Origin of the sequence: Vreelandella halophila, from assembly GCF_019903425.1 — a bacterium.
Lineage (GTDB): Bacteria > Pseudomonadota > Gammaproteobacteria > Pseudomonadales > Oleiphilaceae > Halospina > Halospina halophila.
The window spans coordinates 1,952,769-1,970,990 of sequence record NZ_JACHUZ010000013.1 but is presented as its reverse complement, the minus strand read 5'-3'; the positions used below and the strand labels follow the sequence as shown (position 1 = coordinate 1,970,990).

Here is an 18,222-nt window from a genome sequence, read left to right as displayed (position 1 = left end):
GCTTACCCCAGCAGCGCCACGCTCTTGACCTGGGCGTGGACCTCAAGACCCGGCTCGAGTGACAGCTCCCGGACGGAACGGCGGCTCACACGCGACAGCAGCACCGCGTCACCCACCCGCAGCCGCAGCATCACGTGCCCGGTGCCCTGCTCCGCCAGGTCCTCGATGCGGGCTGGCATCACGTTCAGGATGCTGCTGTGCTGAGGCGCCTGCAGGGCCACGCTCACGTCCCGTGCCTGGACCTGGAGCCGCACGTGCTGCCCGGTTCCCAGCTGCCCCAGTACCGCATGGAGCGGCCCGGCGTCCGAGCTCACCCGCACAACGCCGTCGCGTGAGTCGTAATCGTCCACCACGCCCTCGATAACCGTCTCCGCCCCCGGCTGCCCCGCGATGGCGAGGTCCAGGCGTGTAAACACGTCTGTAAGGGAACCTTCCGCCTGCACCCGGCCGTTATCCATAACGACCAGATGGTCGGCCATTCGGGCCACTTCCTCCCTGGAATGGCTAACATAGATCATCGGCAGGACCAGTTCCCGATGCAGCCGCTCCAGGTACGGCAGGATCTCCCCGCGCCGTTTCTGATCCAGGCCCGCCAGGGGCTCGTCCAGAAGCAACAGGGCGGGCTCCATGGCCAGGGCCCTTGCGATAGCCACGCGCTGCTGTTCCCCGCCGGAGAGCCGGTGTGGCCGCCGCCCAAGCAGATGACGGATGCCCAGCAGTTCAATGGACTGCTCCAGACGCGCGCTGTCCCCGTTGCCCCGGCTGCGGCGCAACCCATAGCGCAGATTGCCCTCCACGCTGCGGTGCGGGAACAGGCTGGGCTCCTGGAACACATAGCCCACAGCTCGCCGGTGCGGCGGTACGAACTGATTGACGTCCTGCCACGTCCTGCCGCCTACCCGGAGATGGCCCACGGCCGAGCGCTCCAGCCCCGCCATGACCCGCAGCAGGGTTGTCTTGCCGCAGCCCGAGGGCCCGAAAACCGCGCTCACCCCTGCCCCCGGCAGCGCCAGTGACAGGTCCAGACTGAAATCTCCCCGGTCGAGCCGGAACGCCAGCTCAATGCTCATAGCCGCACCACCAGGAAACGCCGATTGAGCGCATAGACCGCCATAAGCATCAACATGGACATCAGCAGCAGGCCACCGGAAAGCCAGTGTGCGCTGGTGTAATCCAGCGCCTCCACATGATCATAGACCGCAATGGACACCACCTGGGTGCTGCCGGGAATGTTGCCGCCGATCATCAGGACCACGCCGAACTCTCCCAGGGTGTGCGCAAAGCCCAGTACCGCCGCTGTTAGAAACCCCGGCGCGGCCAGGGGCACGGCCACCGTGAAGAACCGGTCCATGGGCGAAGCACGCAGAGTGGCCGCCACCTCCATGGGCCTGCGGCCGACGGCGGAAAACGCGTTCTGAAGGGGCTGGACGACAAACGGCATCGAGTAGACCACCGAACCGATCACCAGCCCGGAGAAGGTGAACGCGAGGGGCTGTCCTCCCAGGGCCTCCACCAGGCCCCCGATGGGCCCTTCCGGCCCGAGCGCGATCAGAAGATAGAACCCCAGGACCGTGGGCGGCAGGACCAGCGGCAACGCCACCATCGCCTCCACCACGAACCGGAAACGCCACTGCGTGCGTGCCAGCCACCAGGCCAGAGGCGTGCCCAGCACCAGCAGGATCAGGGTGCTCACGGCCGCCAGCTGCAGTGTGATCCAGAGTGCCGTAAGATCAGCAGAGCCCGGCATCAGGGCACCTCGTAGCCATGGTCACGCAGAATCGCCCGCCCCTGATTCCCCGTCACGAACTTCAGAAACGCACGGGGCGCGGGTTCATCCACCAGCAGCACCGCCTGCTGGTCAATGGGCTTATACTGATGCTGGGGTACCCGCCAACGAGAGCCGCCCGGACTGTGCCCCGGCGCGGCCAGCTGAGACAGCGCCACGAACCCCAGCTGTGCGTTCCCGGTACGCACGAACTGGTAAGTCTGGGCGATGTTCTCACCCATCACGCGCCGGCCTTCCAAAGAGCTCCATAACCCTCTGTTCTCAAGCACCTGTTTTGCCGCTTGGCCGTAGGGCGCGAGGCGCGGGTTTGCCAATGCAAGATAGGTGAAACCGTCACCTTCGAGTACCCGCCCGCCCGAATCCACAAGCGACTCATCCGGACTCCAGAGCACCAGCCGTCCGCGGGCGTAAGTCTCACGGCTGCCGTCAACCGCATCGCCGGACTGGGCCAACAGTTGGGGACGACGCTCATCGGCGGCCAGGAAAACGTCAAAAGGTGCCCCATTACGGATCTGGGCGTAGTGCTTGCCGGTAGCCCCGGAGGACAGGACCACGGAATGCCCTGTTTCCGTCTCGAAGCAGTCCGCAACCTGCTCAATGGCACCTATTACGTTACTGGCCACCGCGACGCGTATGCCGTCCTCTGCGATCCCCGTTGCCGGCATGGCCAGCAGAAACAGGACCAACAGATTCCGTGTTTCAAGTGAACGCACGAGCGCTCTCCTATCGCCTGAACGTCTGAGCGTGAACTTTATCAGATCAACCTGCGCTGCGCGTTGGAGACAAACTTAGCTTGCAACACATAGTTGCGTTCTGCACCCAGCCGTCTACTTTACATTAACGCCGCGTAACTCTGATGGCGCATACTGCGGGCAGCAGTCTCTGGCTTGAGTTGAACAATCGGAGATCCCTTTGATGCGTACCAACCTCCCGATTACTGGGCGCGAAGAAACTTTCGGCCCGGACGAACGCCTCATCAGTACCACAAACCTCCGCGGCGTCATCCAGAGCGCCAACTCGACCTTTATCCGGGTTTCCGGGTTCAGCGAGGACGAACTCAAGGGACAACCCCACAACATCGTCCGCCATCCGGATATGCCGGAAGCCGTTTACGAGAACTTCTGGGCTACCCTCAAGGCCGGGCAGCCCTGGATGGGCATCGTCAAGAACCGCTGCAAGAACGGCAACCACTACTGGGTCAGCGCCTACGTTTCCCCGATTTACCAGGGCGGCGAACAGGTCGGTTTTCAATCCGTTCGCACGAATGCGTCGGAGGCCCAGAAACAGCGCGCCTCCGCCCTGTACCAACGCATGAAACGCGGCAAGCGCACCGCGTCGTTGTGGCAGCGGCTCGGGCTGGGCGTCCAGACACTGGGAGCAGGGCTTCTGGCGCTGCTTCTGATCAGCAGCGGAGCCTATCTGCTGGGCGCCGGCTCAGTCGGCGTCGGCGGTCTGGCCGTGCTCGTCGGCCTGCTTTCCGGCACCACGGGGGCATTCTCCGCGAGACGGCGACTCAACAGTCTGGCTGAGCACTGTCGCAGGGTATTCGACAATGAAGTTGGCGCGCTCGTGTATGGCAACGGCAATGATATCGTCGCGCGCTCCGAACTGGCGCTGGCAATGCAGCGCTCGCAACTTCAGGCGCTGCGGGGTCGCATGGAAGACCTGACCGGAGATCTGGCAAGAGCCGCCAATGAGTCAAGTGAGGCAGCTGACGCCGGCCAAAACGCGACCGAAAACCAGGAAAACGAGATCCAACAGGTCGCGACTGCGATGGAGCAAATGACCGTAAGTGTGGAGGAAGTATCCCGCAACACTAATGATGCCTCGGACGCCGCCGCAGACGCCGCACACAAGGCCAACTCCGGTCGCGAAACCATAATGCGGACCACCGATGCCATCCGGACCCTGGTAACCCGGGTGGACGAAGCGAGTTCTGCAATGGCGGAACTCAGGAAAGAAGCACAGTCGATCAGCAGCGTGATTGAAGTGATTAATGGTATTGCCGAACAGACCAACCTCCTCGCGCTGAATGCCGCCATTGAGGCGGCCCGGGCCGGTGAGAGCGGCCGCGGGTTTGCAGTGGTCGCTGATGAGGTGCGCCAGCTGGCTCAACGCGTCAGCCAATCCACGCGCGAAATCAGCGACACCATTCAGAAACTGGAATCACGGACTCGAGCCACGGCGGATACCATGGAGCAGAGCCGTCAGTCGGCGGAAGAGGTCGGGAACGACGCGGAGCGCTCAAGCGAAATGATCCAGAGCATCGAGGAATCGGTCGAGCGTATCCGGGACATGGCCTCCCAGATCGCCTCAGCGGCGGAGGAGCAATCCAGCACCTCCCAGGACATGAGCAAGAGGGTGACCCAGATCAGCCGGAGTGCCGAGGATAGTGCCGAAATCGCCGCCAATACAAAGCAGACCAGCGAATCGCTGGTCCAGATGGTGGGTGAGATCAAGGGTGTGGTGCAGCAGTTCCGGCTTACCTGACGGCCGCGCCCAACCTAACGCAGCGCCACGCGCTTGGGCAGGCGGGCAAGCTCGTTGATGACCTGCCAGCGGCCGCCGTCGTCCTCGACGCGGGTTGAGGTCTTCCGCTTCGCCGAGGCGGCCTACCAGCACATCAAGCTCGCCGATACGGGCGACGCCCCCGGAGCTGCCCATCGTCTACCTCTCCGAGTACAGCGCACGGGCGTGGAGCAGGAAGCCATCGAGGAGCAGAACGCCCAGGACTTTATTGCCAAGCACCAGCGCAACATCGAACAGGTGCTTTGCTGGCGCATCCGGGCCACCCTCCGCCAGCAGTCCATGACCCGGGAGAAGAACAGCAGCGGCTGGACGAACACTTCCAGCCGCCGGATTCTAGCGCCTAGCGATGATGTAGACCGCGTGGATGATGCCCGGCAGGTAGCCGAAGAGCGTCAGCACAATGTTGATCCAGAACTGCAGCCCAATGCCCACCTGGAAGAACACTCCCAGTGGTGGCAGCAGGATGGAAAGAATAAGACGTACAACGTCCATACCGGTTCACTCCCGTGAATAATACCTGACTCGTATTAGGCGCCGGCAGCCTGCTGCCCGTCCAGCACCTTGCGGTAGGCCTCCATCAGCCGGCGGTGACCGTCGGTGGGTGCGCCCGGGTCCAGCCTGCCCAGCCCCGGGAAACGCTCCTCGCCACGGGCCCAGCGACGGGCACGGGCCACCAGTTCCTCGCCGTGATAGAAGTGGAGCGCCCGTTCATAGGGGGCGGCGTCGTCCGTGCACAGCTCCAGTTCCAGCACCTGGTACAGCGCGGAAAAGGCGGCCCTCTCCTCGTCGCTGAGATCCCCCGAGGCAAGAATCGACGGCAGTGTTTCGAGTGCCTCCTCACGCTCCCCCAGCGCCAGCAGCAGCCAGACACGGAATTCCCCCATGCGCAACCGGCCCCAGGGACCGGTCTTGCCGACAATGCCAGCCCACTCGAAAACCCGGATCTGGTCGTTCACGTGCTGGTCATCGATAACCTCAAGGATCCGGCGCCAGCCTTCCTCGCCGGCCGCCTCCAGGTCGAACAGCAGTGGCCGGATGGGCAGGCAGGCGTTGTTGTTCTGCAGCAGGAGCTCATCCGGCAGATAGATGTCCGAGAAGCCCGGCACCAGGATACGGCAGGCGTAGGCGCCCAGCTGGGTGTGCTCGGCGATGTAGACCTCGTAGCCCTCGTGCGCGAACTGGGCCAGCATCTGCTCACGCGCCGTGGCATTGTCCCGGGCCCAGGGACTCTCGGCATCCCAGTCGTAAAAGGCCACATCCGGTTCATCGCCAACCATGGCCCAGGAAACGTAACCGCTGGAGTCAATGAAGTGCAGCTCCAGGTTATGGGGCTCATTCACCAGCTCCATATCCGCTGTGGGCGCGGGGAAGCCACCCAGCTCGTCCACCGCCCGGCCCTGCAGCAGCTCGGTCAGAGAGCGCTCCAGAGCCACCTGGAAGGTCGGGTGTGCGCCAAAGGAGGCATAGACACCACCGTCAGGGTGTTTCAGAAGCACACACATCACCGGGTACTTGCCCCCCAGCGAGCCGTCCAGGGCGCGGATGCCGAAGCCCTCGTTGCGCAGCGCTTCAATACCTTCCCGGATGTGTGGGTAACGGTCGATCACCTCCGCGGGCACTTCCGGCAGCGTTATCGCCTCGCTGATGATGCGCTCCTTGATGCCACGCTCGAAAAGCTCGGAGAGCCCCTGGACAATCGCCTCGTCCCGGTTGTTGCCCGCACTCATACCATTGGAGACGAACAGGTTGGCAATCATGTTCACCGGCACGTAGACCGTCTCACCATCGCTCTGGCGCACATACGGTAACGCGCACAGGCCCCAGCCCGTACCACCGCCATTCATGTCCTGAAGCTGGGCCGGCGTGATGCCCTGGGGCCGGATGTAGCGCTCAAGCCAGGTATCGTCCAGCAGCCCCCGCGGCCACTGCTCCGAATCCACGGGGAACCAGCGCTCCTCCGCCTGGTGCACGAACCCGTACTCCGGGCCTGCCGCGTCCAGCATGAAGTCCGCCCAGAGATAGCGCGTTGACAGCCGTTCGATCAGCTCACCATAGGCGCTGGCCAGTGCCGCTTCCTGATTGGCGCCCTTGCCGTTGGAGAACACCTGGGGGCAGTCGCGGTCACGGATATGCACGGACCAGATGTAGGGTGCCGGGTTCAGCCAGCGGGCCTGTTCAATATTGAAGCCAAGACTGGCGACGGCATCACCGATGCGCTGGATGGAATCCTCCAGTGCTCGGTCCTTACCGGGAATGTAGGTTTTGCTCATGGGGACCCCTTGGCCGGATTCAGCAGGTGGCGGATTGTGCCATGTTTGCGAGTTCCATGGCGACCAGGTGTCGTTTGGGCACACTCGCGTTGCTCGGGGCGGGCCTCCCTGCCTTGGCTTACGCAGCCGCTCTCAGAGCCACCAGACGCCGGCAGGATGATGCCGTTCAATACGGATGCCGGCATCTTCCAGAAATCCGACAAACTCTTCCAAGTCGTCAGGATTGAGGAAACCACCCAGAGACACACGGGTGTCATGATAGGCCAGCATCAGCTTCGGACTGGCAAAGCCGTGGCGGGGCATTTCCATGATGACCCGAACCCAGTGCCGGGGCATGGTCCACTCCGACTCCTTCCGGTCAATGCCCTTCTCCAGGCGCACTGAATCAGCGGTGAGCACAAACACCTCCTGGCGGTGGCACTCGCGCGAGGTGTAGTAGAGCCCATAACCCACCACCGCCAGTTCGAGCCCCGCGAACGGCAGGATCATCCAGGCGCCAGCCAGTGACCAGCCAACCGCCACAATCAGGGTCACCACTGCGATCAGACCAAAGAAGATAACGTTCCCCTCCCAGCTGAGAGAGCGGTTCGGGGTCAGGCGCAGCGCTTTTCCGTCCTCGTAATCCAGGTACTCCAGCATGATACCACCGAGTTGCCCAGGCCAACCCGCCACACGCACGGGCGAGATCACTCAATACTAGCGCCACGGGCAGCGCCAGACATCCCCACCTGCAATCCGGAACCGGGGTCTGGTCGTATTCAGCAATGAACTATAATGACTTTGAGTTAATAATGAAGGAGTCCCGGATGCGTTTCCTTTCCGCCCTGCTGCTGCCGATTGCGGCCACCCTGCTGGCCGCATGCGGTGACAGCTCCCACGAGCCCGTCTCAATGGACTCAGTGGAAGAAGACGGCGTGCTCAAAGTGGCCGCCCGTAATGGTGCCACCACCTATTACCTGAACCGCCACGAGCAGCCCGCGGGCCCGGAATACGATCTGGTAAGCGAGTTCGCCCAGGCCCAGGGCTGGGACGTAAAGTGGACTATGCACGAATCGACCGCCGGTGTGATCGAGGCACTGGAGGAAGGTACGGCGCACCTGGCCGCCTCCGGGCTCACCCACCGGCCCTCCCGGAACGAGCGTTTCACTCAGGGACCAGCCCACCGCGAAGTCACAGAACAGCTGGTGTGCCACCGGGAGGGCCGGCCATTACCGCGACTGCCCGAGGACATCGCCGGCCTTGAGGTCCGCGTTACCGACAGCTCGAGCTATGTGGAAACCCTCAATGAGCTGGCGGACAAGCATGAGGGCATCACCTTCAGCACCAGTGACCGGACCACGGAGGTACTGCTGTCACAGGTGGCGGAACAGCGGTTCGACTGCACTGTGGCGGACTCCAACATCGTCCAGCTCACACGCCGCCACTGGCCGCATCTGGAAGTTGCCATGAACCTGACCCAAGGGCAGAACCTAGGCTGGTATCTCCCGGCGGGCGCCGATGAGCTGGCCGGCACCGCACGCGAATGGATGAACAGCCGCGCCGGTGACGAAGCCATCATGGCCATGGAAAACAAATACTACTCCTACATCGGGGAATTCGACTTTGTGGATCTGCGCGCCCTGAATCGACGCATTGAAGAGCGCCTTCCGCAGTACCGCGAGCACTTCATAAGGGCGGCGGAGAAAACCGGCATGCCCGCTGAACTGCTGGCCGCCCTCGCCTACCAGGAATCCCACTGGGACCCGAACGCTGTTTCCCCCACCGGGGTGCGCGGCATCATGATGCTAACCCAACGCACAGCCGGCTCACTGGGAGTGGACAACCGGCTTGATGCGGCCCAGGCCATTGATGGTGGGGCCCGCTATCTTGCGGATCGCCATGCCCGACTCCCGGAGAGCATCCCCGAACCCGACCGCACCTTCCTGGCACTGGCCAGTTACAACATCGGGCGCGGGCACCTGCTCGACGCTCGCCAGCTGGCACGCAACCTCGACCGAAACCCGGACTCCTGGGAGCAGATGCGCCAGGTGCTGCCCCTCAAGGCCGACAAGCGCTACTACCCCAGCACCCGCTACGGCTATGCCCGGGGTTACGAGCCCGTGCACTATGTCCAGAGGATCCGAAATTACAGGGACGTGATCAGTAAGGAATTCGAATAGCCCCGATAGCCAGAGCTGTAATAGTCATGCCTTCGACAGGCTGATAGGCTTGGCCTGGTTAAATCGCCCCCCCCGAAACCAATGTTGGGATCCATGCCTGAACGCCTGATGGTACTGCTGCTGGCCGGCCTCATAGCCGGTTGCGCCTCCCAGCCGGAACAAGAGCCGGAACCACCGGTTACCGTCCCCGAGACATTCTCGACCTCTGGCGATGAACCGGCGCCTGAACGCTGGTGGCGAAGCTTTAAGGATGACAGCCTCAATCAGCTGGTGGAGGACGGACTCAACGCCAACCTGGACGTGCTCAGCGCGTGGCAGCGCCTGCGCGAAGCCCGCGCCGCCGTGGACCAGCAATCCGCGGACCTCTACCCGGACCTGAACGCCACCGCTGACGGTGAAGTCAGCAACAGTGACGGCAGCGATGCCGAAGAGAGCCTGCGCCTTGGGCTGAGCTCCGAATACGAAGTGGATCTTTGGGGCCGGATCAATTCCCAGGTGGAAGCGGAACAGTTCCGGACCCGCGCCACCCGTGCGGACTACCAGACAGCCGCGCTGTCGCTTTCCGCCGAGGTTACCCGCACCTGGTACCAGCTGCGCGCCCAGCGGGCCCAGCTTGATCTCGCTGAGTCCCAGATCGAGACCAACCGCAATGTAATGAAACTGCTGGAGACCCAGTTCGGCAGCGGCCAGGCGGGGAGCGCGGATGTGCTGCGCCAGCGCCAGCTGCTGGAATCCACCGAGGAACAGCGGCTGGGTACGGAATCGGAGCTCCGGGTTCTGGAGAACCAGCTGGCCGTGCTTCTGGGCCGGGCGCCCCGGAATACCGAGTTGCCGGACGGTCGCGGTCTGCCCTCTGAGCTGCCCCCGCTGCCGGACACAGGGGTGCCAGCGGAACTGGTCCAGCGCCGCCCGGACGTGCGCCAGGCCTACAACCAGCTCCAGGCCGCCGATGCGGACCTGGCCGCCGCCATCAGCAACCAGTTCCCGCGCCTGACCCTTTCAGCCTCCGCCTCAACGCAGGAAAACAGCGTTCAGGACCTGTTCGACAACTGGGCCACCACCCTGGCCGCCAACCTGGTTGCCCCCCTGATCGACGCCGGCCAGCGCGATGCCCAGGTCAGCCAGGCCCGGGCCGTTCGCCGCCAACGCCTTTATGACTACGGCCAGACCGTGCTCACCGCCTTCCAGGAGGTTGAGGACGCCCTGGTCCGCGAGCGCAAACAACGCCAGGCCATAGAGCGCATAGAGCGCCAGCGGGAACTGGCCGAGGCCACCTACGAACAGCTCCGGCAACAGTATTTCAACGGCCAGGTCGGCTACATCGATGTGCTGACCGCCCTGACCGACCGCCAGGACCTGGAGCGCAGCCTGATCAGCGCCCGGCGCCAGCTTCTGGAGTACCGCATCGCCCTCTACCGGGCGCTGGCCGGCGGTTTTGACCCCCGTAACGACTCTGCGAGCGAGACAGGATGAACGAACCGATCAACGACAGCGCAGCACGCCCGGAGACTGGCCGCGCCGGCCGCCTCAAGACCGCGTTCATCTCCCTGGTGATCCTGGCACTGGGAGCGGCACTGGTGTGGCTGGTGTTCCGCACCGAGCCCACCGCCACGCGCGGGCCGGACACGGCACGGGAAACCGCAATGCTGGTGGACGTTACCTCGGCCGAAAAAGGCAACTACCGCCCCACCATCACCGCCATGGGCCAGGTCCGCGCCGCCCGGGAACTGACGTTAAGGCCCCGGGTCGGGGGTCAGATCGTCGAGCGGGCTCCCGAGTTCATGCCCGGGGGTATGGTCGAGAAAGGCGACATGCTGGTGCGGATTGACCCCGCCGACTACGAGGCCACGCTCCAGCAGCGGCGCAGTGAGCTTCGCCAGGCCCGTTCCGACCTCGACATTGAACAGGGCCGCCAGAACGTGGCCGAGCAGGAATTCGAGCTGCTGGGCGAAGAGCTTGAAGGCACCAACAAGGCCCTGGTCCTGCGCCAGCCCCAGCTGGAACAGGCCCGGGCACAGGTGGAATCCGCTGAGGCCGCGCTCAGGCAGGCACAGCTGGACCTGGACCGCACGCGCGTCACCGCGCCCTTCAACGCCCGGGTACTGAGCCGTGACATCAGCCTTGGCACCCAGGTGAGCACCGGCGAGGCCCTGGGGCGCCTGGTGGGGGTGGATGAATACTGGGTGGAGGCCACAGTACCCCAGAGCGAGCTCCCCTGGCTGCGGTTCGAGGAGCGCAGTGGCGAGGCCGGCGCACCGGCCACCATCCGCAACAACAGCGCCTGGCCCCAGGGCCAGCATCGCGAGGGGCGCCTGCAGCGCCTGGTGGGGGAACTGAACGAAGACACCCGGCTGGCCCGCGTGCTGATCACCGTTCAGGATCCGCTCGCCCTGGACGCCGACGCCCCCGACAAGCCGCCCCTGCTGATCGGCTCCTTCCTGAACACCGCCATTGAAGGCCGGGAGATCACGGATGTGGTGCGCCTGGACCGTAACCACATCCGCCGCAATGACACGGTCTGGGTGATGGAAGACGGTTCGCTTTCCATCCGGGACGTGAAAATCGCCTTCCGGGACGCCGAATACGCTTACGTCAGCGATGGCGTTGAAGACGGCGAAGCCGTGGTCACCAGCGACCTCGCCAGTGTTGTCGACGGGGCCGACCTGCGCACCGAAGAGGACGACGGATGAGCGGCGGCAACCACAGCGACCACGATAACGGGAACTGGACCGGCCCGATCGCTTGGATGGCGCGCAACTCCATCGCCGCCAACCTGCTGATGATCCTGCTCCTGGGCGGCGGCCTCTGGATGGCTTTCGAGCTCCAGAAGGAGGTCTTCCCGGAATTCGAGCCGGATATTGTGCAGGTCTCCGTCACCTACCCTGGCGCCGCTCCGGAAGAAGTGGAACAGGGCATCCTGCTGCCGGTTGAGGAGGCCGTCCAGGGGCTGGAGAACATCAAGGAGATGACCTCCACTGCCCGGGAAGGCAGCGGCACCATCACCCTGGAGCTGATCAACGGCGCCAACCGTATGAAGGCGCTCCAGGATATTGAACAGGAGGTGGACCGGATCCGCACCTTCCCGGACGAGGCGGAAGAGCCCCGGGTCCGCCTGCAGAATCGCTCCCACGACGTCATGGAACTGGTGCTGTACGGCGACGTGGACATCTGGACCCTGCGCCAGCTCGGCGAACAGGTCCGCGACCGGCTGCTGGCCGAAAACGGCATCACCCAGGCCACCATCAGCGATGTTCCGGACTACCTCACGGAAGTGGAAGTGCCCCGGGACCGGCTCCGGGAATACAACCTCACCCTGCAGCAGATCGCCCAGCGCATCGAAGCCTCCGCCAAGGACATCCCGGCGGGCTCGGTGGCCACCGATGGCGGTGACGTCCTGCTGCGCATGGAGGAGCGCCGCCTCTGGGCCGATGCCTACAAGGATATTGTCATCAGCAGCGATGCCTCCGGCGGTACCGTCACCCTGGGCGACATCGCCACCGTAAGGGACGGCTTTGATGAAACCGGCTTCCATTCCCGCTTCGACGGCGTCCCCTCGGTGGAAATCGAGCTCTTCCGCACCGGCACCCAGTCACCACTGACCGTGGCGGCCGCCGGCAAGGATGTCATGGCGCAGCTTGAGGAGACCCTTCCGGACGGCGTCAGGATGCGCATTGACAGCAACCGCGCGGAACACTTCGAGGACCGCATGACCATGCTCCTGGAGAACGGGATCCTGGCCATGGTGATCGTGCTAGTCATCCTCAGTCTCTTCCTGGAATACCGCCTGGCGTTCTGGATCATGATGGGCATGACCATCTCCTTCGTCGGCGGCATGCTGTTCCTGCCCCTGCTCGGGGTCAGCATCAACATGATCTCCATGTTCGGCTTCCTGGTGGTACTCGGGATCGTGGTGGACGACGCCATTGTGGTGGGCGAGAACATCTACGAGTACCGGGAACAGGGCATGGACTTCATGACCGCCGCCATCCAGGGTACGAAGGACATCGCCGGGCCCGTTACCTTCAGCATTCTCACCAATATCGTGGCCTTCCTTCCACTCCTGTTCATCCCTGGCGTCATGGGCAGTTTCTGGTGGCCCATGGGGGCCGTGGTGATCGTGGTGCTCGCCATCTCCCTGTTCGAGGCCCTGTTCATTCTGCCCGCCCACCTGGGACACAGCGGCCGCAGCACCGTCACCGTTTACGGTCATGCGCTGCACAGTATCCAGCGCGTGTTCTCCCGGGGCTTTGAGGGCGTGATCAACCGCTTCTACCGGCCCCTGCTCGATATCAGCCTGCGTTTCCGTTACGCCACGCTGAGCGTGGTGGTGGCGGTAATGGCCGTGGTGGGCTCCTACGCGATCAGCGATCACATGGGCATGATCATGATGCCGGAAGTCCCGGCTGACGAGATCGAGGCCGGCGTCACCCTGCCGGTGGGCACCACCACCCGCCGCGCCGGTGAGATCGCCATGCAGATCACCGAGTCCACCCAGCGCCTGTTTGATGAACACAACCTCGATGAGCACGCCGAAGGTATCAAGACCAACGTGCGCGGCGAACGGGCCATCGACGTGGAGATCGTCCTGCGCCCGGAGCATGAGCGCGGCATGAGCGTGAAGGAGATCGTGGATCTGTGGCGCAGCGAGATCGGTGACTTCCGCGGTATCGACCAGATCACCTTCGAGGCCGAACAGGGCCCGGGTTCCTGGCGGGATGACATCGCCGTGGACCTCAGCCACTCGGACATCGATGTGTTGGCCCGCGCCAGCGAGACCTTCCTCGAGCGCATGGAGGAATTCAGTTCCACCCGCGATGTCTCGGACAGCCACGCCGCCGGCAAGCCACAGCTGGATATGACGCTCAACGCCCAGGGGCGCGCACTGGGGCTCAGCCCCGCGGAGGTGGGGGACCAGGTTCGGGATGCCTTTTACGGCGCCGTGGCCCTGCGCCAGCTGCGCGGTACCAACGAGAACGAGATCCGCGTTCGTCTGCCTGAGCATGAACGCCAGGATCTGCGCCACCTGCAGGAATTCGTGGTCCAGATGCCCGAAGGCGGTGAAGTGCCCCTGATGGATGTGGCGGACAGCTCGATGGGCTCGGCTTTCCGGTCCATCGACCGTCGTGACGGCCGGCGCGTGATCACCGTGGGTATGGATGTGGAGCCCAAGAGCGACATTTCCCGGGTGCTGACCGCTATCCAGTCCGAGGTGCTGCCCCAGCTGCGCGCGGACTTCCCGGGCCTCACCTGGACATTCGAGGGCAGCCAGGCGGATCTCCGGGAGTCCACCAGCACCCTCTACGGCGCCTTCCTGCTGGCCATGGGCGTGATCTATGCCCTGCTGGCCGTCGCCTTCCGCAGCTACATCCAGCCCATCATCGTGATGCTGGCCATCCCCTTCGGCGCCATTGGCGCCATTATCGGGCACATGATCCTGGGCCTCGATATCTCGCTGGTCAGCATGATGGGCATCGTGGCGCTCTCGGGCGTGGTGGTGAACGATTCGCTGATCATGGTCGACTACGCCAACCGCCGGCGCGGTGACCGCACCGCCTTCGAGGCTATCTATGAGGCCGGCATGCGCCGTTTCCGCCCGATCATGCTGACCACCATCACCACCTTCGGTGGCTTGACGCCCATCATCCTGGAGACCTCCCTGCAGGCCACCTACCTGATCCCGATGGCGGTCTCACTGGGCTTCGGCATCATCTTCGCCACGGCCCTGATCCTCTTCCTGGTGCCCTGTTTCTACATGGTGCTGGAGGACCTGATGGCGAGCATCCGCAAGCACACTGGAACCGGCTGAGGGCCCAGGCTAGGCCTTGAGTTCCAGGTGCAGGTTCACGGTCCTGAGCAGACGCTCCCGGTCTATCCAGCCCACAACACGATCACCCTCCATGACCGGCAGCTGGTTCAGGTTGTGTTCGGTCATGGTAGCCAGTACCTCGGTTGCTTCCGTCTCCGGGGCAACACGCACAACCTTTTCGATGGGCGTCATGAGATCCGCGATCCGCAGTTCGGACCAGCGTTCACGGTCGGTGGCGCTGGTGTCACTAAGGCTGACCAGCCCGAGTACACGGTGCCCGTCATCCACCATGTAGGAACGCTGGCCTTCGGGCAGTACGCGGTTGTGGATCCATTCCTCAACCGTGGTTGAGGGCGCCACACGCGGCACATCCGGAGTCGCCAGCGCGCCTGCCCGGATCCCGCGGAGCTGCTTCTGAAGGCTGAACTGCTGGCCGTGCCCTTCCGCCATATTGAGCAGGAACCAAGCCAGCAGCATAAGCCAGAAACCACCGAGCAGATTGCCCTCAACCAGAATGCGCCAGAGCCCCCAGGCGAACAGACCATAGGCCACGAGGCGGCCACCAGCCACCGCCGCGCGCATCCCTTTGCCGGCATCGCCGGTAAATTTCCACACCAGCGCCCGCAGGACACGGCCGCCGTCCAGCGGAAAGCCGGGAACGAGGTTGAATACAGCCACCATGAAGTTGATCACCGCCAGCCAGCCCAGCCCCACGGACCAGGACTCGGACCCCGCCAGCCCGGAGAGCACCCCGAACACAACGGCCAGCACGAAACTGACGGCCGGTCCGGCGATGGCGATCCAGAACTCGTCCTCGGCGCTCTCACTGTCCCTGCCGAGCTGGGCAACGCCGCCAAAAATGAACAGAGTAATCGCCCTGACCGGCACCCCCCGCCGGATGGCCACCAGGCTGTGGCCCAGTTCATGGGCAACGATGGAGGCAAAGAACGCAAGCGAGGTGAGCAGCGCCGTGACCACGGCCTGGCTGAACGACCAGGCCGCGAACTGATCCCGCAGCCCCGTGGTCATGGTAAAGAGCAGAAGCGCGAAGATGACCAGCCAGCTCGCGTGAAGCTCGATACGGATACCCCGGATGTGGCCCAGGGACATTACGGAGCGGAACATGCCCCGTGGCTCTGACTCCGGTCGCGTCATACAGCACCTCCATTCAAAGATCAGCACCCATTATGCTGACTCAAAAGCCTTACGAATACGATCAGGTGTCAGCAGCACTGCCGACGCCGCAGTTTCCCTTCCCGCAACCGAGCCGTTACCCCTGGGGCCAAAGTCATTCCGCAGAACCTGCGGAAGCGGGGTTGAACCGTGCCGTAGCAGTTACCGTACACTGCCTTATATTTCCACTAAAGGCTGCATCATGAGCAAACGCGAACTTCACGACGGCATTGTCGGCCTGATCATCACGTTGACCGTAGGCCTTGGCCACTACGGCGACCCACTCTGGCTCATGGTCCCGGCGCTGCTGGGCCTGACACTCCTGCAGAGCGCATTCACCGGGTTCTGCCCGCTCTACTACACCCTGGACAGGGTCTTTCCCAAAGGCTGACACCACGCAGTGCTAATCCCGGTGGTCAGCCACTGAACATCAACGCAACACCCAGAATATAGAGCATCATGATCGCCAGGCTTTCCGCGCCGATGCGGCCCAGCCCGTAGCGCTCCCGGCGGATCAGCCCCATGATCAGGATGGCGGCCATCAGCAGGGTCAGCGTGACCCAGCGTTCCGTGTCGGCGTCCATGGTGTGGTAGATGGAGCCATCCCGGTAGGCAATGTCCGAAGCGGCCATGAACAGCGTATCGAAGGCATTGCCGCCGATGATGCCGCCTACCGCGAGCGTCAGCGCCCCGCGCCGGACCGCCGCCACCGAGGTCACCAGTTCCGGGATGGAGGTACTGATCGCCGTGAGAAGGATACCGACCACCGTCTGGCTCAGCCCAGCCTCGGTACTGATGGTCGTAGCCGCCGGCTCCAGTGCCAGGCCAGCCGCGCCCAGCGTTCCCATCAACACCACGAATTCCGTCCAGAGGCGGGCAAGCGGTGGTATCCGGTTCAGGGCCTCGGGCTTGTCCTCCCGGGTGTCCCGGGTGATGGACGGCCGCCACATGGGCGACTCCCAGGCGCCCTGGATAAGCCGGGTACCGTAGAGGTAGAAGCCGATCAGGATCGGGGTGATCGGGTGAACCTGCCAGAGCGTGACATCCGGCAGGGTTGGTGCCAGCAGGATCAGGGCCAGCAGCGCGATCAGCAGCCCGTTCTGCATCATGTTCGGGGCGGAGGCGGCCGCGTGTTCCAGGTTGGCGCGGCGATAGACCATGTCTGCAATGGCCAGAAAGAAGGTCTGGACCGCGATACCGCCCAGGGCGTTACTCACTGCCAGCTCCGCGTGCCCCCGGTACGCGGCCGTCACCGAGAGTACCGATCCGGACAGTGATGTGGCTGCTCCCAACAGCACCGCACCGGCGGTCGCCTCGCCCAGGCCGGTGCGGTCGGCCAGCTGGTCCACCACCCGCGTAATGCGTGTGCCCGCAATGGCGATTACCAGGGCGCAGAGACTGAAAACAATAATGCTCTGAAGCAGCGTCCAGCTTTCAGGGTTGAGGATCGACACCGGCATTCTCCAGTTCCGGTAGCGCGTGCGCTTCCAGCAGGCGGTCCAGTTTCTGCGTGAACCCCGGACTTGAGGGGGGCGTCGGGTCGGCGGTTACAACGACGGTCAGATCCAGCCCGGGAACCACGTAAAGCATCTGCCCACCATAGCCGCGACCGTAGTGGGCCTGAAAGCCGTTGAGCGTGGTCGTGAACCAACCGTAACCGTACCGGTCGTCGGTATACCGTGATCGGCCCCGCTCTTTCCAGGAACGCTCGATCCAGTTGGCCGACAGCACCCGCTTGCCCTCATGCAGGCCGCCATTACGGTAGAGCTCACCAATCTGCAGTAACGCCAACGGGGAGAGCCGCATGTCATTACCGCCGAAGTGTATGCTCTGGGGGTCGGTGGGCCAATCCGGAATGCGGATGTTGAGGGGGTTGCCAAGCCAGCGGCGGGTGAGTGTCAGGAGGCTTTCCCCGGTAGCCCGAACCAGCGCTGCCGCCAGGATGTGATAGCTGCCGGTGGAATACAGCATGGGCCCACCGGGCTCCGCCACGAACTCCCGGCTGAGGGCGTAGTCCACCCAGTTGTCGCTGCTCACCCAGGCGCCGTAATACTGCCCCGAGGTGCGCTGGAGACCGGCCTGCATGGAGAGCAGATTGCCAACCGTGACCTCGCTGAGCCTGGAGCTGGCGTCTTCCGGGGCGGGCAGAAGCTCCGTGATGGGCTGATCCGTGCCCTCAAAGACGCCCCGATCAATGGCGATGCCCACCACGGCGGAGTGCACTGTCTTGCTCAGGGACTTGATGTTCACGGGCTGGTCCAGCGCCGGACCACGGAAGGTACGCCCGTAGACCAGCTCTCCTTCCCTGGCGATCACCAGGCTGCGGATACGGTCCAGCCCGGATGCTGCCCGGGTGAGCTCCGTGAGGCCGAGTTGGTCAATCGGTGCCTGTGGCGTCTGTGCCGGCGCGATACCAACCAGCAGGAACACCAATAACCCTGTCCAGACAACCTGTTTTCGATACACCATACCGCGCCCGGGCCTACTGACCCTACTCAC

At 63.9% G+C, this 18,222-nt stretch carries 15 protein-coding genes; 6 read left to right on the top strand and 9 right to left on the bottom strand.

Features of this window, described 5'->3' with window-relative positions; translation table 11 throughout:
- Nucleotides 1-2: 2 nt before the first annotated feature.
- Genes modC through modA form a run of 3 tightly spaced genes read right to left on the bottom strand, consistent with a single transcriptional unit; the run spans nt 3 to nt 2,499 of the window.
- Nucleotides 3-1,070, bottom strand: coding sequence for a molybdenum ABC transporter ATP-binding protein (gene modC / locus H4I92_RS13500; RefSeq protein ID WP_077531082.1), 1,068 nt, complete (start codon nt 1,068-1,070; stop codon nt 3-5).
- On the bottom strand, nt 1,067-1,747 hold the full coding sequence (gene modB / locus H4I92_RS13495) for a molybdate ABC transporter permease subunit (RefSeq protein WP_077531081.1): 681 nt from the start codon (nt 1,745-1,747) through the stop codon (nt 1,067-1,069). The genes modC and modB overlap by 4 nt, the downstream gene beginning before the upstream one ends.
- A complete protein-coding gene (gene modA / locus H4I92_RS13490; protein WP_218668219.1) occupies nt 1,747-2,499 on the bottom strand; it encodes a molybdate ABC transporter substrate-binding protein in 753 nt (250 codons plus the stop codon). The genes modB and modA overlap by 1 nt, the downstream gene beginning before the upstream one ends.
- A gap of 202 nt (nt 2,500-2,701) precedes the next feature.
- Between modA and H4I92_RS13485 the strand changes: the two genes are divergently transcribed.
- Nucleotides 2,702-4,276, top strand: a complete 1,575-nt coding sequence (locus H4I92_RS13485) for a methyl-accepting chemotaxis protein (RefSeq protein ID WP_077531080.1) — start codon at nt 2,702-2,704, stop codon at nt 4,274-4,276.
- A gap of 372 nt (nt 4,277-4,648) precedes the next feature.
- Here H4I92_RS13485 and H4I92_RS13480 read toward each other — a convergent pair whose 3' ends face one another.
- The 3 genes from H4I92_RS13480 to H4I92_RS13470 all read right to left on the bottom strand — a co-directional run bounded on the left by H4I92_RS13480 (nt 4,649) and on the right by H4I92_RS13470 (nt 7,224).
- Nucleotides 4,649-4,807, bottom strand: a complete 159-nt coding sequence (locus tag H4I92_RS13480) for a YqaE/Pmp3 family membrane protein (protein WP_077531079.1) — start codon at nt 4,805-4,807, stop codon at nt 4,649-4,651.
- Nucleotides 4,808-4,842: 35 nt separating this feature from the next.
- A complete protein-coding gene (ycaO, locus tag H4I92_RS13475; protein WP_077531078.1) occupies nt 4,843-6,585 on the bottom strand; it encodes a 30S ribosomal protein S12 methylthiotransferase accessory factor YcaO in 1,743 nt (580 codons plus the stop codon).
- Between the two features lie 132 nt (nt 6,586-6,717).
- Nucleotides 6,718-7,224, bottom strand: a complete 507-nt coding sequence (locus H4I92_RS13470; protein ID WP_077531077.1) for a DUF2244 domain-containing protein — start codon at nt 7,222-7,224, stop codon at nt 6,718-6,720.
- Between the two features lie 167 nt (nt 7,225-7,391).
- Here H4I92_RS13470 and mltF point away from each other — a divergent pair, with 167 nt between their 5' ends.
- The 4 genes from mltF to H4I92_RS13450 all read left to right on the top strand — a co-directional run bounded on the left by mltF (nt 7,392) and on the right by H4I92_RS13450 (nt 14,550).
- Complete coding sequence (gene mltF / locus H4I92_RS13465; RefSeq protein WP_077531076.1) at nt 7,392-8,744, top strand: membrane-bound lytic murein transglycosylase MltF; 1,353 nt, start codon at nt 7,392-7,394, stop codon at nt 8,742-8,744.
- Between the two features lie 93 nt (nt 8,745-8,837).
- Nucleotides 8,838-10,217, top strand: coding sequence for an efflux transporter outer membrane subunit (locus H4I92_RS13460; protein ID WP_179105714.1), 1,380 nt, complete (start codon nt 8,838-8,840; stop codon nt 10,215-10,217).
- Nucleotides 10,214-11,434 (top strand): efflux RND transporter periplasmic adaptor subunit, encoded by a 1,221-nt coding sequence (locus H4I92_RS13455; protein ID WP_077531074.1) that lies wholly within the window; start codon nt 10,214-10,216, stop codon nt 11,432-11,434. Before H4I92_RS13460 ends, H4I92_RS13455 begins: the two co-directional genes overlap by 4 nt.
- Nucleotides 11,431-14,550 (top strand): efflux RND transporter permease subunit, encoded by a 3,120-nt coding sequence (locus H4I92_RS13450; protein WP_077531073.1) that lies wholly within the window; start codon nt 11,431-11,433, stop codon nt 14,548-14,550. The genes H4I92_RS13455 and H4I92_RS13450 overlap by 4 nt, the downstream gene beginning before the upstream one ends.
- A gap of 9 nt (nt 14,551-14,559) precedes the next feature.
- On the opposite strand, the gene H4I92_RS13445 is transcribed toward H4I92_RS13450, so the two are convergent.
- A complete protein-coding gene (locus tag H4I92_RS13445) occupies nt 14,560-15,705 on the bottom strand; it encodes a site-2 protease family protein (protein ID WP_245800922.1) in 1,146 nt (381 codons plus the stop codon).
- A gap of 220 nt (nt 15,706-15,925) precedes the next feature.
- Here H4I92_RS13445 and H4I92_RS13440 point away from each other — a divergent pair, with 220 nt between their 5' ends.
- Nucleotides 15,926-16,114 carry a YgaP family membrane protein gene (locus tag H4I92_RS13440; protein WP_077531071.1) on the top strand — a complete coding sequence of 63 codons (189 nt, stop codon included), beginning with the start codon at nt 15,926-15,928 and terminating at the stop codon, nt 16,112-16,114.
- Nucleotides 16,115-16,139: 25 nt separating this feature from the next.
- Here the strand turns inward: H4I92_RS13440 and H4I92_RS13435 are convergent, their stop codons facing one another.
- Both H4I92_RS13435 and H4I92_RS13430 read right to left on the bottom strand, forming a co-directional pair.
- The gene (locus H4I92_RS13435) at nt 16,140-17,183 is read right to left on the bottom strand and encodes a sodium:calcium antiporter (RefSeq protein WP_077531070.1); all 1,044 of its coding nucleotides are present in this window, start codon (nt 17,181-17,183) and stop codon (nt 16,140-16,142) included.
- Nucleotides 17,158-18,153 (bottom strand): serine hydrolase domain-containing protein, encoded by a 996-nt coding sequence (locus H4I92_RS13430; protein WP_338072768.1) that lies wholly within the window; start codon nt 18,151-18,153, stop codon nt 17,158-17,160. Before H4I92_RS13430 ends, H4I92_RS13435 begins: the two co-directional genes overlap by 26 nt.
- Nucleotides 18,154-18,222: the final 69 nt, after the last annotated feature.

Bases quoted from the DNA above. Each gene is read 5' to 3' on its own strand.
- modC (WP_077531082.1), bottom strand. From the start codon at position 1,070: ATGAGCATTGAGCTGGCGTTCCGGCTCGACCGGGGAGATTTCAGTCTG.
- modB (WP_077531081.1), bottom strand. From the start codon at position 1,747: ATGCCGGGCTCTGCTGATCTTACGGCACTCTGGATCACACTGCAGCTG.
- H4I92_RS13485 (WP_077531080.1), top strand. From the start codon at position 2,702: ATGCGTACCAACCTCCCGATTACTGGGCGCGAAGAAACTTTCGGCCCG.
- H4I92_RS13480 (WP_077531079.1), bottom strand. From the start codon at position 4,807: ATGGACGTTGTACGTCTTATTCTTTCCATCCTGCTGCCACCACTGGGA.
- ycaO (WP_077531078.1), bottom strand. From the start codon at position 6,585: ATGAGCAAAACCTACATTCCCGGTAAGGACCGAGCACTGGAGGATTCC.
- H4I92_RS13470 (WP_077531077.1), bottom strand. From the start codon at position 7,224: ATGCTGGAGTACCTGGATTACGAGGACGGAAAAGCGCTGCGCCTGACC.
- mltF (WP_077531076.1), top strand. From the start codon at position 7,392: ATGCGTTTCCTTTCCGCCCTGCTGCTGCCGATTGCGGCCACCCTGCTG.
- H4I92_RS13460 (WP_179105714.1), top strand. From the start codon at position 8,838: ATGCCTGAACGCCTGATGGTACTGCTGCTGGCCGGCCTCATAGCCGGT.
- H4I92_RS13455 (WP_077531074.1), top strand. From the start codon at position 10,214: ATGAACGAACCGATCAACGACAGCGCAGCACGCCCGGAGACTGGCCGC.
- H4I92_RS13450 (WP_077531073.1), top strand. From the start codon at position 11,431: ATGAGCGGCGGCAACCACAGCGACCACGATAACGGGAACTGGACCGGC.
- H4I92_RS13445 (WP_245800922.1), bottom strand. From the start codon at position 15,705: ATGACGCGACCGGAGTCAGAGCCACGGGGCATGTTCCGCTCCGTAATG.
- H4I92_RS13440 (WP_077531071.1), top strand. From the start codon at position 15,926: ATGAGCAAACGCGAACTTCACGACGGCATTGTCGGCCTGATCATCACG.
- H4I92_RS13435 (WP_077531070.1), bottom strand. From the start codon at position 17,183: ATGCCGGTGTCGATCCTCAACCCTGAAAGCTGGACGCTGCTTCAGAGC.